This is a genomic window from Pseudomonas sp. SMN5 (assembly GCF_052041925.1).
Classification (GTDB): Bacteria; Pseudomonadota; Gammaproteobacteria; order Pseudomonadales; family Pseudomonadaceae; genus Aquipseudomonas.
In genome coordinates this window covers 1-14,438 of sequence record NZ_JBKGGX010000008.1, presented here as the reverse complement: position 1 = coordinate 14,438, position 14,438 = coordinate 1, and the positions used below count along the sequence as shown (strand labels likewise).

General features: G+C 62.4%; 10 protein-coding genes and 2 pseudogenes. 10 read left to right on the top strand and 2 right to left on the bottom strand.

Features of this window, described 5'->3' with window-relative positions; all coding sequences use genetic code 11:
• The first annotated feature begins 20 nt into the window (after positions 1 to 20).
• From ACLEJR_RS10050 to mdoH, 10 genes are all read left to right on the top strand, one after another.
• The gene (locus ACLEJR_RS10050; protein ID WP_440799401.1) at positions 21 to 872 is read left to right on the top strand and encodes an ABC transporter permease; all 852 of its coding nucleotides are present in this window, start codon (positions 21 to 23) and stop codon (positions 870 to 872) included.
• Positions 869 to 1,699 carry a quaternary amine ABC transporter ATP-binding protein gene (locus ACLEJR_RS10045; protein ID WP_440799404.1) on the top strand — a complete coding sequence of 277 codons (831 nt, stop codon included), beginning with the start codon at positions 869 to 871 and terminating at the stop codon, positions 1,697 to 1,699. The genes ACLEJR_RS10050 and ACLEJR_RS10045 overlap by 4 nt, the downstream gene beginning before the upstream one ends.
• Before the next feature lie 227 nt (positions 1,700 to 1,926).
• On the top strand, positions 1,927 to 3,450 hold the full coding sequence (gene hutH, locus ACLEJR_RS10040; RefSeq protein ID WP_440813623.1) for a histidine ammonia-lyase: 1,524 nt from the start codon (positions 1,927 to 1,929) through the stop codon (positions 3,448 to 3,450).
• Positions 3,451 to 3,564: 114 nt separating this feature from the next.
• Positions 3,565 to 5,097: a histidine ammonia-lyase gene (gene hutH / locus ACLEJR_RS10035; protein WP_440813621.1), complete on the top strand. Its 1,533-nt coding sequence runs from the start codon at positions 3,565 to 3,567 to the stop codon at positions 5,095 to 5,097.
• 111 nt (positions 5,098 to 5,208) lie between these two features.
• Positions 5,209 to 6,411, top strand: coding sequence for an imidazolonepropionase (gene hutI / locus ACLEJR_RS10030; protein WP_440813619.1), 1,203 nt, complete (start codon positions 5,209 to 5,211; stop codon positions 6,409 to 6,411).
• 11 nt (positions 6,412 to 6,422) lie between these two features.
• Entirely contained in the window at positions 6,423 to 7,226 is an 804-nt protein-coding gene (gene hutG / locus ACLEJR_RS10025; RefSeq protein WP_440813617.1) for an N-formylglutamate deformylase, read from the top strand.
• A 255-nt stretch (positions 7,227 to 7,481) separates the two neighbouring features.
• Entirely contained in the window at positions 7,482 to 8,453 is a 972-nt protein-coding gene (pip, locus tag ACLEJR_RS10020; protein WP_440799419.1) for a prolyl aminopeptidase, read from the top strand.
• Entirely contained in the window at positions 8,450 to 8,887 is a 438-nt protein-coding gene (gene dtd, locus ACLEJR_RS10015; RefSeq protein ID WP_440799422.1) for a D-aminoacyl-tRNA deacylase, read from the top strand. The genes pip and dtd overlap by 4 nt, the downstream gene beginning before the upstream one ends.
• A gap of 351 nt (positions 8,888 to 9,238) precedes the next feature.
• Positions 9,239 to 10,978, top strand: a complete 1,740-nt coding sequence (locus ACLEJR_RS10010) for a glucan biosynthesis protein G (protein ID WP_440799425.1) — start codon at positions 9,239 to 9,241, stop codon at positions 10,976 to 10,978.
• Complete coding sequence (gene mdoH / locus ACLEJR_RS10005) at positions 10,971 to 13,541, top strand: glucans biosynthesis glucosyltransferase MdoH (protein WP_440813616.1); 2,571 nt, start codon at positions 10,971 to 10,973, stop codon at positions 13,539 to 13,541. The genes ACLEJR_RS10010 and mdoH overlap by 8 nt, the downstream gene beginning before the upstream one ends.
• Before the next feature lie 534 nt (positions 13,542 to 14,075).
• On the opposite strand, the pseudogene ACLEJR_RS10000 reads toward mdoH, so the two are convergent.
• Positions 14,076 to 14,198: pseudogene (locus tag ACLEJR_RS10000) on the bottom strand (DUF6124 family protein); the annotation flags it as partial.
• A 26-nt stretch (positions 14,199 to 14,224) separates the two neighbouring features.
• Positions 14,225 to 14,438 (bottom strand): annotated as a pseudogene (locus ACLEJR_RS09995) (hypothetical protein); the annotation flags it as partial.

Genomic DNA, 14,438 nt, shown 5'->3' with positions numbered 1-14,438 from the left:
CACCTGATCGAGAGTCTCTTATGTTTCCCGAAAGCTTTACCTTTTCCATCGCCGACTGGGTCAACGGTTGGGTCGACGCCCTGGTGACGAATTATGGCGATGTGTTCCGGCACATCTCCGACACCCTGCTCTGGGCCATTGTCAACCTCGAAGGCCTGCTGCGCCTGGCGCCCTGGTGGCTGATGCTGGCCATCGTCGGCGGCATAGCCTGGCACGCCACGCGCAAAGTCGTGGCCACGGCGGTGATCATCGGCCTGCTGTTCCTGGTAGGCGCGGTGGGCCTGTGGGACAAACTGATGCAGACCCTCGCCCTGATGCTGGTGGCGACGCTGATCTCGGTGTTGATCGGCATTCCCCTGGGCATTCTGTCGGCGCGCAGCAATCGCCTGCGTTCGGTGCTGATGCCGCTGTTGGACATCATGCAGACCATGCCGAGCTTCGTGTACCTGATTCCGGTGTTGATGCTGTTCGGCCTGGGCAAGGTCCCGGCGATTTTCGCCACGGTGATCTACGCCGCGCCGCCCTTGATTCGCCTGACCGACCTGGGCATCCGCCAGGTGGACGGCGAAGTGATGGAAGCCATCAATGCCTTCGGCGCCAACCGCTGGCAACAGCTGTTCGGCGTGCAACTGCCCCTGGCCCTGCCAAGCATCATGGCCGGGATCAACCAGACCACCATGATGGCCCTGTCGATGGTGGTCATCGCCTCGATGATCGGTGCCCGTGGCCTGGGCGAAGACGTGCTGGTGGGTATCCAGACCCTCAACGTCGGACGCGGCCTGGAAGCCGGGTTGGCTATCGTGATTCTCGCCGTGGTCATCGACCGCATTACCCAGGCCTATGGCCGTCCTCGGCATGAGGTGAGCAAATGAATAACGCAGCCATCAGCAAGATCGAAGTCAAGAACGTCTTCAAGATTTTCGGCAACCGTTCCACCGAAGCCCTGGAGCTGATCCGCCGCAACAAGACCAAGGACCAGGTGCTGGCCGAGACCGGTTGCGTGGTCGGTGTGAACGACCTGTCGTTGAGCATCGGCACTGGCGAGATCTTTGTGATCATGGGGCTGTCCGGTTCCGGCAAATCCACCCTGGTGCGGCACTTCAACCGGCTGATCGACCCCACCAGCGGGGCGATCCTGGTGGACGGCGAGGACATCCTCCAACTGGACATGGATGCGCTGCGCGAATTTCGCCGGCACAAGATCAGCATGGTGTTTCAGAGCTTCGGCCTGCTGCCCCACAAGAACGTGCTGGACAACGTCGCCTACGGTTTGAAGGTGCGCGGCGAGAGCAAGCAGGTGTGCGCCGAACGGGCGCTGCACTGGATCAACACCGTGGGCCTGAAAGGCTACGAGAATAAATACCCGCACCAGCTCTCCGGCGGCATGCGCCAGCGCGTGGGCCTGGCCCGTGCCTTGGCGGCGGACACCGACATCATCCTGATGGACGAAGCCTTCAGCGCCCTCGACCCGCTGATCCGCGCCGAGATGCAAGACCAGTTGCTGGAGCTGCAAAAGACCCTGCACAAGACCATCGTGTTCATCACCCACGACCTCGACGAGGCCGTGCGCATCGGCAACCGCATCGCGATTCTCAAGGACGGCAGATTGATCCAGGTCGGCACGCCCCGGGAGATCCTGCATTCGCCGGCCGATGAGTATGTCGATCGGTTCGTGCAGCGGCGGGCGGCGGTGGTTTAGGCCCATGCGCGATAGTTGCTGGTGCGCTGTTGTGGCGAGGGAGCTTGCTCCCGCTGGGTGGCGCAGCCGCCCCCAAAATCTTGTGAATGCTGCGCACTCAAGCGGGAGCAAGCTCCCTCGCCACAACAGCGCCCCACTCTGGAATGCGTATTCTGTGGGAGCGAGCTTGCTCGCGAAGGCGTCGGCAAAGTTGCATCAATATTCAAGTTGCACAGATGAGGTTAAAGATGTCCCAGGCTGAAAAAATCATCATCGCCGACACCCCGCTGCGCTGGCAGGACGTGGTCGCCGTCGCGCGCTTCGGGGCTGAACTCGAACTATCGGCCCAGGCCTGGGCGCGGATCGACAATGCCCAGGCCATCGTGCAGCGCATCGTCGAAAGCGGCGAGCGCGCCTATGGCGTCAACACCGGCCTGGGAGCCTTGTGCAATGTCTCCCTCAAGGACGAACAACTCAGCCAGCTGTCGCGCAACACCTTGCTCAGCCACGCCTGCGGGGTAGGTGCGCCATTGTCCGATGAACAGACCCGGGCGATTCTCTGCGCTGCGATTCTCAACTACAGCCAGGGCAAGTCCGGTATTCATCGGCGGGTGGTCGAAGCGCTGCTGGCGCTGCTCAATCGCGGCATCACCCCGCAGGTGCCGTCCCAGGGCTCGGTGGGTTACCTGACCCACATGGCCCACATCAGCATTGCGCTGCTGGGCGTCGGCCAGGTCAGCTATCGCGGGCAAATCGTCGCGGCGCAACAGGCCCTGGCCGCTGAAGGCCTGCAACCGGTGCAACTGGGGGCCAAGGACGGGTTGTGCCTGGTCAACGGCACGCCGTGCATGACCGGCTTGAGCTGCCTGGCCCTGGCCGATGCGACGCGGCTGGTGCAATGGGCCGATGTGATCGCTGCCATGAGCTTCGAAGCCCAGCGCGGCCAGATCGCCGCGTTCGATGCCGAGATCATCGCCCTCAAGCCGCACCCCGGCATGCAACAGGTCGGGAGCAACCTGCGGGCCTTGCTCGACGGCAGCGAAGTCATCGCTTCGAGCCTGGGCATCCGCACCCAGGATGCCTTGAGCATCCGCTCGATTCCTCAGGTGCACGGCGCCGCTCGCGATCAGTTGGCCCATGCGCGGCAACAGATCGAAACCGAGCTCAACGCCGCCACCGACAACCCGCTGTTGCTGGGCACGCCGGAGAATTTCAGGGTGATGTCCCAGGCCAATCCCCACGGCCAGTCGGTGGCGCTGGCTGCCGATCTGCTGGCGATTGCCGTGGCCGAAATCGGCTCCATCGCAGAGCGCCGCCTCGACCGCCTGATCAACCCCCACGTCAGTGGGCTGCCGGCGTTCCTGGTGGCCAACCCCGGCGTGAACTCGGGGATGATGATCGTGCAATACGTCGCCGCTTCGCTGTGCGCGGAAAACCGGCAACTGGCGCAACCGGCGGTGCTCGATAATTTCGTCACTTCGGGTTTGCAGGAAGATCACCTGAGCATGGGCACCAACGCTGCCCTGAAGCTGCACCGGGCGCTGGAAAACTGCACCCAGATCCTTGCCATCGAGTACCTGCTCGCGGCGCAAGCCTTTGAGTTTCTCAAGACCCAACGTTTCGGCGCAGGAACCGACGTGGCCTGGAAGCTGCTGCGCGAGCAGGTCCCGGCCTACGATCAGGACCGCTGGCTGGCGCCGGACATCGCCAGTGTCGCGGCCCTGCTCAAATCCCCATCCGTGCTGCACAACGCATTACCGAATCTGAATTGATCAAAAAACCGCCGGCGTGCCAAGGCATCCATCGCCCATGAAGCGAGGATGACGGATAACGGAACATTCCGGAGCGACTGGCGGGTAAACAAAAACTCTCAAAAGGAGCATGAAATGGCAGCTTTGAACCTGATCCCCGGCCAACTGAGCCTGGCTCAGTTGCGTGAGATCTATCAGCAACCGGTGACCCTGAGCCTTGACGCCAGCGCTTCGGCGCAGATCGAGGCCAGTGTGGCGTGCGTGGAGCAGATCCTCGCAGAAAACCGTACCGCCTACGGTATCAACACCGGTTTCGGGCTGTTGGCCTCCACCCGCATCGCCAGCGAGGACCTGGAGAACCTGCAGCGTTCCCTGGTGCTGTCCCACGCCGCCGGTGTAGGCGAGCCGATCAGCGACGCCCTGGTGCGGCTGATCATGGTGCTCAAGATCAACAGCCTGAGCCGTGGTTTTTCCGGCATTCGCCGGCAGGTGATCGACGCGCTGATCGCGTTGGTCAATGCCCAGGTCTATCCGCACATTCCGCTCAAGGGCTCGGTCGGCGCGTCCGGCGACCTCGCGCCGCTGGCCCACATGTCCCTGGTCCTGCTGGGCGAAGGCAAGGCTCGCTACAAAGGCGAATGGCTGCCGGCTGTCGAGGCGCTGAAAGTCGCCGGCGTTGCGCCGCTGACCCTGGCCGCCAAAGAAGGCCTGGCGCTGCTCAACGGCACCCAGGTCTCCACCGCGTTTGCCCTGCGTGGCCTGTTCGAAGGCGAGGACCTGTTCGCCGGCGCCCTGGCCCTGGGCAGCCTGACGGTGGAAGCCGTGCTCGGTTCCCGTTCGCCATTCGATGCGCGTATCCATGCTGCCCGCGGCCAGAAAGGCCAGATCGACGCCGCCGCGGCGTATCGCGACCTGCTGGGCGAGCGCAGCGAAGTGTCCGACTCGCACCAGAACTGCGACAAGGTCCAGGACCCGTACTCCCTGCGCTGCCAGCCGCAAGTGATGGGCGCCTGCCTGACCCAGTTCCGCCAGGCCGCCGAAGTGCTGGTGATCGAGGCCAACGCGGTGTCGGACAACCCGTTGGTGTTCGCCGCCGAAGGCGATGTGATTTCCGGTGGCAACTTCCACGCCGAACCGGTGGCAATGGCCGCCGATAACATGGCCCTGGCGATTGCCGAAATCGGTTCCCTGAGCGAGCGCCGTATCTCGTTGATGATGGACAAGCACATGTCGCAACTGCCGCCGTTCCTGGTGGGCAATGGCGGGGTGAACTCCGGCTTCATGATCGCCCAGGTCACCGCGGCTGCTCTGGCGAGCGAGAACAAGGCGCTGTCCCATCCGCATTCGGTGGACAGCCTGCCGACCTCGGCCAACCAGGAAGACCACGTCTCCATGGCCCCGGCCGCCGGCAAGCGCCTGTGGGAAATGGCCGAGAACACCCGTGGGATTCTGGCGGTGGAATGGCTGGCGGCGTGCCAGGGCCTGGACCTGCGCGGGGGCTTGAAGACCTCGCCGAAGCTGGAGCAGGCCCGTGGCCTGTTGCGCAAGGCAGTGCCGTTCTATGAGAAAGACCGCTTCTTTGCGCCGGACATCAATGCTGCCAGTGAGTTGTTGGCCAGTCGCTGCCTGAACGAACTGGTCACGGCGCAGGTGTTGCCGAGCCTGTAAGGGCCCCATCGCGAGCAGGCTCGCTCCCACAAGGGTTTCTGGTGTACTCAAAACCTCTGTGGGAGCGAGCCTGCTCGCGATTCGATTTGAAATGAGACGAGGAAACCCGGGATGAAAACCCTCTGGCAAAACTGCCACGCCGCCACCATGGCCCAGGGCGTCTACTCGATCATCGAAGACGCCGCCATCGTTACCCAGGGCGAGCACATCCACTGGATCGGCCCGCGTGCCCAGTTGCCCACCGGCGACTACCCGACGGTTCACGACCTCCAGGGCGCCTGGGTCACACCCGGGCTGATCGACTGCCACACCCACACGGTGTTCGGCGGCAACCGCAGCGGTGAGTTCGAGCAGCGCCTGCAAGGCGTCAGCTACGCCGAGATCGCCGCGGCTGGCGGCGGCATCGCCAGCACCGTGCGTGCCACCCGCGCCGCCAGCGAAGACGAGCTGTTCGCCAGCGCCGCCAGACGCCTGAAAAGCCTGATGCGCGACGGCGTGACCACGGTGGAAATCAAATCCGGCTACGGCCTCGACCTGGCGAACGAGCGCAAGATGCTGCGGGTCATCCGCCGCCTCGGCGCCGAATTGCCGGTCAGCGTACGCAGCACCTGCCTGGCGGCTCATGCGTTGCCGCCGGAATACGCCGAACGCGCCGACGATTACATCGAACACATTTGCACCGAGATGCTCCCGGCCCTGGCGGCCGAAGGGCTGGTGGATGCGGTGGATGCCTTTTGTGAGTACCTGGCATTTTCCCCGGCCCAGGTCGAGCGGGTATTTGTCACCGCGCAACGGTTGGAGCTACCGGTCAAGCTGCATGCCGAACAGCTGTCGTCACTGCATGGATCGAGCCTGGCGGCTCGCTACCAGGCGCTGTCAGCGGATCACCTGGAGTTCATGACCGAGGACGATGCCAAGGCCATGGCGCAGTCCGGCACGGTGGCGGTGTTGCTGCCGGGGGCGTTTTATTTCCTGCGCGAAACCCAACTGCCGCCGATGGACGCTTTGCGCAAGCACGGCGTGAAAATCGCGGTAGCCAGCGATCTCAACCCTGGCACCTCGCCGGCGCTGTCGCTGCGCTTGATGTTGAACATGGCCTGCACCTGCCTGCGCCTGACACCGGAAGAAGCCTTGGCCGGCGCGACCATTCATGCGGCCCAGGCGCTGGGCATGGCCCAGACCCACGGCTCGCTGGAAGCCGGCAAGGTGGCAGATTTCGTCGCCTGGCACATCGACCGCCCCGCCGACCTGGCGTACTGGCTCGGCGGCGAACTGGAAAAACGCGTCGTGCGTCACGGCGTGGAAATCGATTGAGGAGAACGGTTGTGGAGAAGGTCCTGAATTTCAAGCAAGGGCGCGTGCCGCTGCTGATCAGCATGCCCCACGCGGGCCTGCGCCTGACCCCGGCGGTGCAGGCCGGGCTGATCCCCGAGGCGCAAAGCCTGCCGGACACCGACTGGCACATCCCGCGGCTCTATGACTTCGCCGCCGAGCTGGGCGCCAGTACGTTGTGCGCCGAGTACTCGCGGTTCGTCGTCGACCTGAACCGCCCGTCGGACGACAAACCGATGTACGTCGGTGCCACCACGGGTCTGTACCCAGCGACACTGTTCGATGGCGTGCCGTTGTTTCGCGAAGGGCTGGAGCCGTCCGCCGAGGAGCGTGCGACTTATTTGCAGCAGATCTGGATGCCGTACCACCAGGCTCTGCAACACGAGCTGGCACGACTCAAGGCTGAGTTCGGCTATGCCTTGCTGTTCGATGCCCACTCGATCCGCTCGGTGATCCCGCACCTGTTCGAAGGCAAGCTGCCGGACTTCAATCTCGGCACCTTCAACGGCGCCGCCTGCGACCCGACCCTGGCCAGCCAGCTCGAAGCCATCTGCGCCCGCCACGGTGCATACACCCATGTGCTCAACGGGCGGTTCAAGGGCGGGCACATCACGCGCCACTACGGCAACCCGGCCGAAGACATCCACGCGGTGCAACTGGAGCTGTGCCAGAGCACCTACATGGAAGAGTTCGAACCGTTCAACTACCGCGCCGACCTGGCGGAGCCGACCCAGGTTGTCATTCGGGAGCTGCTTGAGGGGCTGTTGGCTTGGGGACGGCGAACCTACGGCAAGTAACCCGTGGCGAGGGAGCTTGCTCCCGCTAGAGTGCGCAGCGCTCTCACGCTGTGTGGGGCGGCTGCGTCCGATGCGTCGAACCGACCCCAGAGCGAGCTCCCTCGCCACGATACCTGCATCAGCCACCTTGGCTATGGCTGACACGCTTTGACTGCGCAGGGGACATGCTCATTAAGGTGATTCGGGTTTATGATGCCGGACGGCAGACTAAATAGAAGTCCCCACAGGGATGACTCGACCCTTACGGAGCGCGCAATGCAGACTTTGTACCCGCAGATCAAACCACACGCCCGGCACGATCTGGCTGTCGATGACACCCACACGCTCTATGTTGATGAAAGCGGTTCCCCGGAAGGCCTGCCGGTGGTGTTCATTCACGGTGGTCCGGGTGCCGGATGCGATGCGCAGAGTCGCTGCTATTTTGACCCCAACCTCTACCGTATCGTCACCTTCGACCAACGCGGCTGCGGTCGCTCCACGCCCCATGCCAGCCTGGAAAACAACACTACCTGGGACCTGGTCGAGGATCTGGAACGTATCCGCAAGCACCTGGGCATCGAGAAGTGGGTGCTGTTCGGCGGCTCCTGGGGGTCGACCCTGGCCCTGGCGTACGCCCAGACCCATCCGGAGCGGGTACATGGCCTGATCCTGCGTGGGATCTTTCTCTGCCGGCCGCAGGAAATCGAGTGGTTCTATCAGGCCGGCGCCAGTCGCCTGTTTCCCGACTACTGGCAGGACTACATCGCGCCGATCCCTCTGGATGAACGCGATAACCTGCTCAGTGCTTTCCACAAGCGCCTGACCGGCAACGACCAGATCGCCCAGATGCATGCGGCCAAGGCCTGGTCCACCTGGGAGGGCCGCACCGCGACCCTGCGCCCCAATCCGCTGGTGGTCGATCGTTTCTCCGAGCCACAGCGTGCGCTGTCGATTGCTCGGATCGAATGCCACTATTTCACCAACAACGCTTTCCTGGAACCCAACCAACTGATCCGCGACATGGGCAAGATCGCGCATCTGCCCGGCATCATCATCCATGGTCGCTATGACGTCATCTGCCCGCTGGACAACGCCTGGGAACTGCATCAGAACTGGCCCAACAGCGAACTGCAGGTCATTCGCGACGCCGGCCACGCCGCGTCCGAGCCGGGTATTACCGATGCGCTGGTGCGTGCGGCGGCGCAGATGGCCCGGCGCCTGCTCGATTTGCCACCCGAAGAAGCATGAAAGGCCTGCTGCAGCGGGTGCGCGGCGCCCGGGTCGAGGTCGCGGGGGAGGTCGTGGGATCAGTGGACCAGGGCCTGCTGGTGCTGGTGGCGATCGAACCCGAGGACACCCGGGCCAACGCCGACAAACTGTTGCATAAGCTGCTTAACTATCGGGTATTCAGCGACGCCGACGGCAAGATGAACCTGTCCCTGGCCGACGTCGCTGGCGGTTTGCTGCTGGTGTCGCAGTTCACCCTGGCGGCGGACACCAAAAGCGGCTTGCGCCCGAGTTTCTCGACGGCGGCGCCACCGGCTTTGGGAGAAGAGTTGTTCAACTATCTGCTCGCCCAGGCAAAACAGGTGCATGGCACAGTGGCATCAGGTAGATTCGGCGCCGACATGCAGGTGCATCTGGTCAACGACGGCCCGGTCACCTTCCTTTTGCAAGTCTGAAAGTGTTTGAAACATCTTTTCGAGCCGGTTTCGTGGCAAAACACGGAGTTTTCTCGAGAAATACTTTGTTGCCCCTGATGCGTTGTCACGCGGCCTGCTAGATAATCGCGCGCTACGGGGGATCAGCGGTCGCTGGTCCATTTGACTTTAGGTAGAGACTTGTCCTGAACCGTTTGGGGAATCATTTTGTCCCATCGGAGTCGGAACAATGCTCGCCAACTTGGCAAGAGTGTTCCGCAGGGTCGGTTTTTCAAGGCCGATACCGAGTAGATACTTTATCTGGCCGTTGGTTTTTTGATCTGTTTTCGGCGAGGGTTGCTCGTGATTGTTAGTCCCTGTAATGCACCAAAAATGTCTGCCAAACGGTTTAGAAACGCTCTGATAGCGGGCTCGGCCCTGCTGAGCCTGTTCGGTGCGGGTCAACTGTGGGCATTCAGCCTGGATGATGTATCGGCGAAGGCGCAAGAACTGGCTGGGCAAAAGTACGAAGCCCCGCGCAGCAATCTGCCGAACGAATTCCGCGAAATGAAATTCGCTGACTATCAAAAAATCCGTTTCCGCACCGAAAAAGCCGAATGGGCCGACCAGAAGACCCCGTTCAGGCTGTCCTTCTATCACCAGGGCATGCATTTCGACACCCCGGTGAAGATCAACGAAATCACCGCGACCAACGTCGAAGAAATCAAGTACGACCCGTCGCGCTTCGATTTCGCCGATGTGAAATTCGATCCCAAGGCCACCGAGCAACTGGGCTATGCGGGTTTTCGCGTGCTGTACCCGATCAACAAGGCTGACAAGCAAGACGAAATCATGACCATGCTTGGCGCGAGTTATTTCCGCGTCATCGGCAAGGGCCAGGTCTATGGCTTGTCGGCCCGTGGCATGGCCATCGACACCGCGCTGCCGTCGGGCGAGGAATTCCCGCGCTTTCGCGAGTTCTGGATCCAGCGCCCGAAGCCAACCGACAAGCACCTAGTGATCTTCGCCCTGCTGGACTCGCCGCGGGCCACCGGCGCCTATCGCCTGACCCTGCGTCCGGGCACCGATACCGTGGTCGATGTGAAGTCGCGCATGTTCCTGCGTGATCGCGTCACCAAGCTGGGTGTGGCCCCGCTGACCAGCATGTACCTGTTCGGCGCCAACCAGCCGTCCAAGGTGCTCAACTACCGTCGCGAGCTGCACGACTCCAGCGGGCTGTCGATCCACGCCGGTAACGGCGAGTGGATCTGGCGTCCGCTGAACAACCCGAAACACCTGGCCGTGAGCAACTTCTCGGTTGAGAACCCACGGGGCTTCGGCCTGCTGCAGCGCGGTCGCGACTTCAGCCACTATGAAGACCTGGACGACCGCTACGACAAGCGTCCAAGTGCCTGGATCGAACCTAAAGGCGATTGGGGCAAGGGCACCGTCGACCTGGTGGAAATTCCGACCGCCGACGAAACCAACGATAATATCGTTGCGTTCTGGAGCCCGGAGAAACTGCCTGAGCCAGGCCAGCCCCTGGACTTCAGCTACCGCCTGCACTGGACCCTCGACGAAGCCAGCCTGCACTCGCCGGACAGTGCCTGGGTCAAGCAGACCCTGCGTTCCACCGGTGACGTGAAGCAGTCCAACCTGATCCGCCAGCCCGACGGCAGCGTCGCCTACCTGGTGGATTTCGAAGGTCCGTCCCTGCAAGCCCTGCCGGAAAATGCCGAGGTGCGTAGCCAGGTGAGCGTTGGCGACAATGCCGAAATCGTCGAGAACAGCGTGCGCTACAACCCTGAAACCAAGGGGTGGCGTTTGACGTTGCGTCTGAAGATCAAGGACGCCAAGCAGGCCACCGAAATGCGCGCTGCCCTGGTTCGTCCGTTGACGCCTGTCGAGGCTCCGGCAGCATCGCACACCGTGACCACGACGCTTGCCAAGGCCGACAAGGTTGCCAAGCAGCAAGCCGAGAAAGAAACGGCGCAAGAAAAAGCGCAAGAAGAAGCCAAGGCCGTCAAGGCAGCGTCCGCCGCCGTTGAAGCAACCCCAACCCAGCAGGAACCGGAACCGACTGAACAAGTCCTGACCGAGACCTGGAGCTATCAGTTGCCAGCCGATGAGTAATACTCCAGTACAGCCAGAGACGCTCAGCGAGTACCTGGCCCATTTGCCCATGACGAACGAGCAGCGCGCCGAACTGGCGGGCTGCAAGTCCTTCAGCGAGTTGCACGAACGCCTGTCGTCCTCGACCTTCGACGCAACCACCGAGGCGGCGCAAGTCTCGGTGGGCCGTCGCCTGACCCTCAGCACCGCCGAGGAGCTTGAAGACGCCGAGATGCTGGGGCTCGACTCCAGCGGTCGCGTGCGCCTGAAGGCGACCCCGCCCATTCGTCGGACCAAGGTCGTGCCGGAGCCGTGGCGCACCAATATCCTGGTGCGCGGATGGCGCCGTCTGACCGGTCGTACCAACCCGCCGAAGCCACCCAAGGATGAACGCGTGCTGCCTCACGCACGCTGGCGTACCGTGGGTTCGATCCGTCGCTACATCCTGTTGATTCTGATGCTCGGCCAGACCATCGTCGCCGGCTGGTACATGAAAGGCATCATGCCGTACCAGGGCTGGTCGCTGGTGGACCTGGACGAGGTCCTGCACCAACCGCTGCTGCAGACCGCCACCCAGGTGCTGCCATATGCATTGCAGACCAGCATCCTGATCATGTTCGGGATTCTGTTCTGCTGGGTATCAGCCGGTTTCTGGACCGCGCTGATGGGCTTCCTCGAGCTGCTTACCGGTCACGACAAATATCGTATCTCCGGCGCCAGTGCCGGCAACGAGCCGATTCCCAAGGACGCCCGTACCGCGCTGGTGATGCCGATTTGCAACGAAGACGTGCCGCGGGTGTTCGCCGGTTTGCGCGCCACCTTCGAGTCGGTGGCCGCCACCGGTGACCTGGATCGCTTCGACTTCTTCGTCCTCAGCGACAGTAACGAAACCGATATCTGTGTCGCCGAGCAGCAGGCCTGGCTGGACGTCTGCCGTGAAGCCGGTGGCTTCGGCAAGATTTTCTACCGGCGTCGCCGCCGTCGTGTGAAGCGCAAAAGTGGCAACCTCGACGACTTCTGCCGCCGCTGGGGCAGCGACTACAAGTACATGGTGGTGCTCGACGCGGACTCCGTGATGAGCGGCGAATGCCTGACCAGCCTCGTGCGCCTGATGGAGGCGACGCCGGACGCCGGTATCATCCAGACCGCGCCGAAGGCCTCGGGCATGGACACGCTGTATGCGCGCATGCAGCAGTTCGCCACGCGGGTATACGGTCCGCTGTTCACCGCCGGCCTGCACTTCTGGCAGTTGGGTGAATCCCACTACTGGGGGCACAACGCGATCATCCGCATGAAGCCGTTCATCGACCACTGCGCCCTGGCGCCGTTGCCGGGTAAAGGCGCGTTCTCCGGGGCCATCCTGTCCCACGACTTCGTAGAGGCCGCTTTGATGCGCCGTGCCGGCTGGGGCGTGTGGATTGCCTACGACCTGCCGGGCAGTTACGAAGAATTGCCGCCGAACCTGCTGGACGAACTCAAGCGTGACCGTCGTTGGTGCCACGGCAACCTGATGAACTTCAGGCTCTTCCTGGTCAAAGGCATGCATCCGGTGCACCGTGCGGTGTTCCTGACCGGCGTGATGTCCTACCTGTCGGCACCGCTGTGGTTCTTCTTCCTGGTGCTGTCCACCGCACTGTTGGCGGTCAATACACTGATGGAGCCGCAGTACTTCCTCGAGCCGCGCCAACTGTACCCACTCTGGCCACAATGGCATCCGGACAAGGCCATCGCCCTGTTCTCGACGACCATCGTGCTGCTGTTCCTGCCCAAGTTGCTGAGTATCGTGCTGATCTGGGCCAAGGGTGCGAAGGAGTTCGGTGGCAAATTCAAGGTAACGTTGTCGATGCTGCTGGAGATGCTGTTCTCCATGTTGCTGGCGCCGGTGCGGATGATTTTCCACACCCGCTTCGTGCTCGCCGCCTTCCTGGGCTGGGCCGCGACCTGGAATTCTCCGAAGCGTGACGACGACTCCACACCTTGGAGCGAAGCGGTCAAGCGCCACGGTCCGCAGACCCTGCTGGGCTTTTTCTGGGCCCTGCTGGTGATCTGGCTGAACCCGAGCTTCCTGTGGTGGCTGGTGCCGATCGTCGGTTCGCTGATGCTGTCGATTCCGGTGTCGGTGATCTCCAGCCGTGTTGGCCTGGGCTTGAAGTCCCGTGACGAGAGCCTGTTCCTGATCCCTGAGGAATATGCGCCGCCCCAGGAATTGGTGTCGACTGACCAGTACACCCATGAAAACCGTTGGCACGCGCTGAACGACGGCTTTATCCGGGCCGTGGTCGATCCACAACAGAACGCCCTGGCCTGTGCATTGGCGACCTCCCGTCATCGCCAGGCCGAGCCGATCGAATGGCTGCGGGTCGAGCGGGTCCGTCATGCGCTGAAGGTTGGCCCTGCCGGATTGAACAATGCCGAGCGCCTGGCGCTGCTGAGCGATCCCGTGGCTTTGTCCCGCCTGCATGAGCAGGTCTGGAGCGAGGCTCATCCGGATTGGCTGGCGGCATGGAGGGCATCGGTGAAGGCCGATCCTCATGCGCCGTTGCTACCGCTTCAGCCGTTGAGCGCACAACCTCAACTGGCCTGATCCGCAAAAAGCCCCGCTTCTGCAAAGATGTGGGGCTTTTTGTTGGTCTGGGTCTGGGTCTGGGTATTTGGGGCATATCCATTGCTGCGGTTACGGCGGCTTAGGGTTCCGCCCTTACGGCGGCTTACTTTTGAGAAGCGCAAAAGTAAGCAAAACGCTCTTGCCCCACCACTGGGCACCTCGCCGAGGCTCGGTGTTCCCTCACTCCGGCATTGCTCCGTGGGCCCGCCGCGATGGGCCATCCATGGCCCTGCGCGGCTAACCCGGCATCCATGCCGGGTTGCCCACTGCGCAATGCCTGCGTTCGGCCCTTGTGGTTGATGGGGCGCTTAAGATCAAGATCAAGATCAAGATCAAGATCAAGATCAAGATCCAAAGCCAAAGCCAAAGCCAAAGCCAACGGCTTCGGTATGGAAACATGCTGCCCGTGGCGAGGGAGCTTGCTCCCGCTGGGTGGCGCAGCCGCCCTCTTTTTATTGACGTCCACTGTGCGGTCCAGCGGGAGCAAGCCGCTTTGCCACGTTTTAGGTGCGCTCAAGGATGTGTATTGAGTTCGTCCAGCATTCGATTGGTCAACAAACCGCCTAGCTCAATCAGTTGCTGAATGCCTAGGGCAAAATAACGCCGCAAACCATCCAGGTCGCGAGCAGGCTCGCTCCCACAGAGAGGACGGTGGCTGTTTATCAGTTTTCAGACAAGGCAAAAAACTGTGGGAGCGGGCTTGCCCGCGAAGGCGGTGGCTCAGCTTGCATCAGTGTTGGATGTACCGCCGCCATCGCGAGCAGGCTCGCTCCCACAATTGGATCGGGGTACAACCGGAAACACCAGGCCGACCCCTTAGGCCGCCTTGCTTTTGCTTTTGCTTTTGCTTTTGCTTTTGATCTTGGACGCCCCATC

Bases quoted from the DNA above. Each gene is read 5' to 3' on its own strand.
- ACLEJR_RS10050 (WP_440799401.1), top strand. From the start codon at position 21: ATGTTTCCCGAAAGCTTTACCTTTTCCATCGCCGACTGGGTCAACGGT.
- ACLEJR_RS10045 (WP_440799404.1), top strand. From the start codon at position 869: ATGAATAACGCAGCCATCAGCAAGATCGAAGTCAAGAACGTCTTCAAG.
- hutH (WP_440813623.1), top strand. From the start codon at position 1,927: ATGTCCCAGGCTGAAAAAATCATCATCGCCGACACCCCGCTGCGCTGG.
- hutH (WP_440813621.1), top strand. From the start codon at position 3,565: ATGGCAGCTTTGAACCTGATCCCCGGCCAACTGAGCCTGGCTCAGTTG.
- hutI (WP_440813619.1), top strand. From the start codon at position 5,209: ATGAAAACCCTCTGGCAAAACTGCCACGCCGCCACCATGGCCCAGGGC.
- pip (WP_440799419.1), top strand. From the start codon at position 7,482: ATGCAGACTTTGTACCCGCAGATCAAACCACACGCCCGGCACGATCTG.
- dtd (WP_440799422.1), top strand. From the start codon at position 8,450: ATGAAAGGCCTGCTGCAGCGGGTGCGCGGCGCCCGGGTCGAGGTCGCG.
- ACLEJR_RS10010 (WP_440799425.1), top strand. From the start codon at position 9,239: ATGTCTGCCAAACGGTTTAGAAACGCTCTGATAGCGGGCTCGGCCCTG.
- mdoH (WP_440813616.1), top strand. From the start codon at position 10,971: ATGAGTAATACTCCAGTACAGCCAGAGACGCTCAGCGAGTACCTGGCC.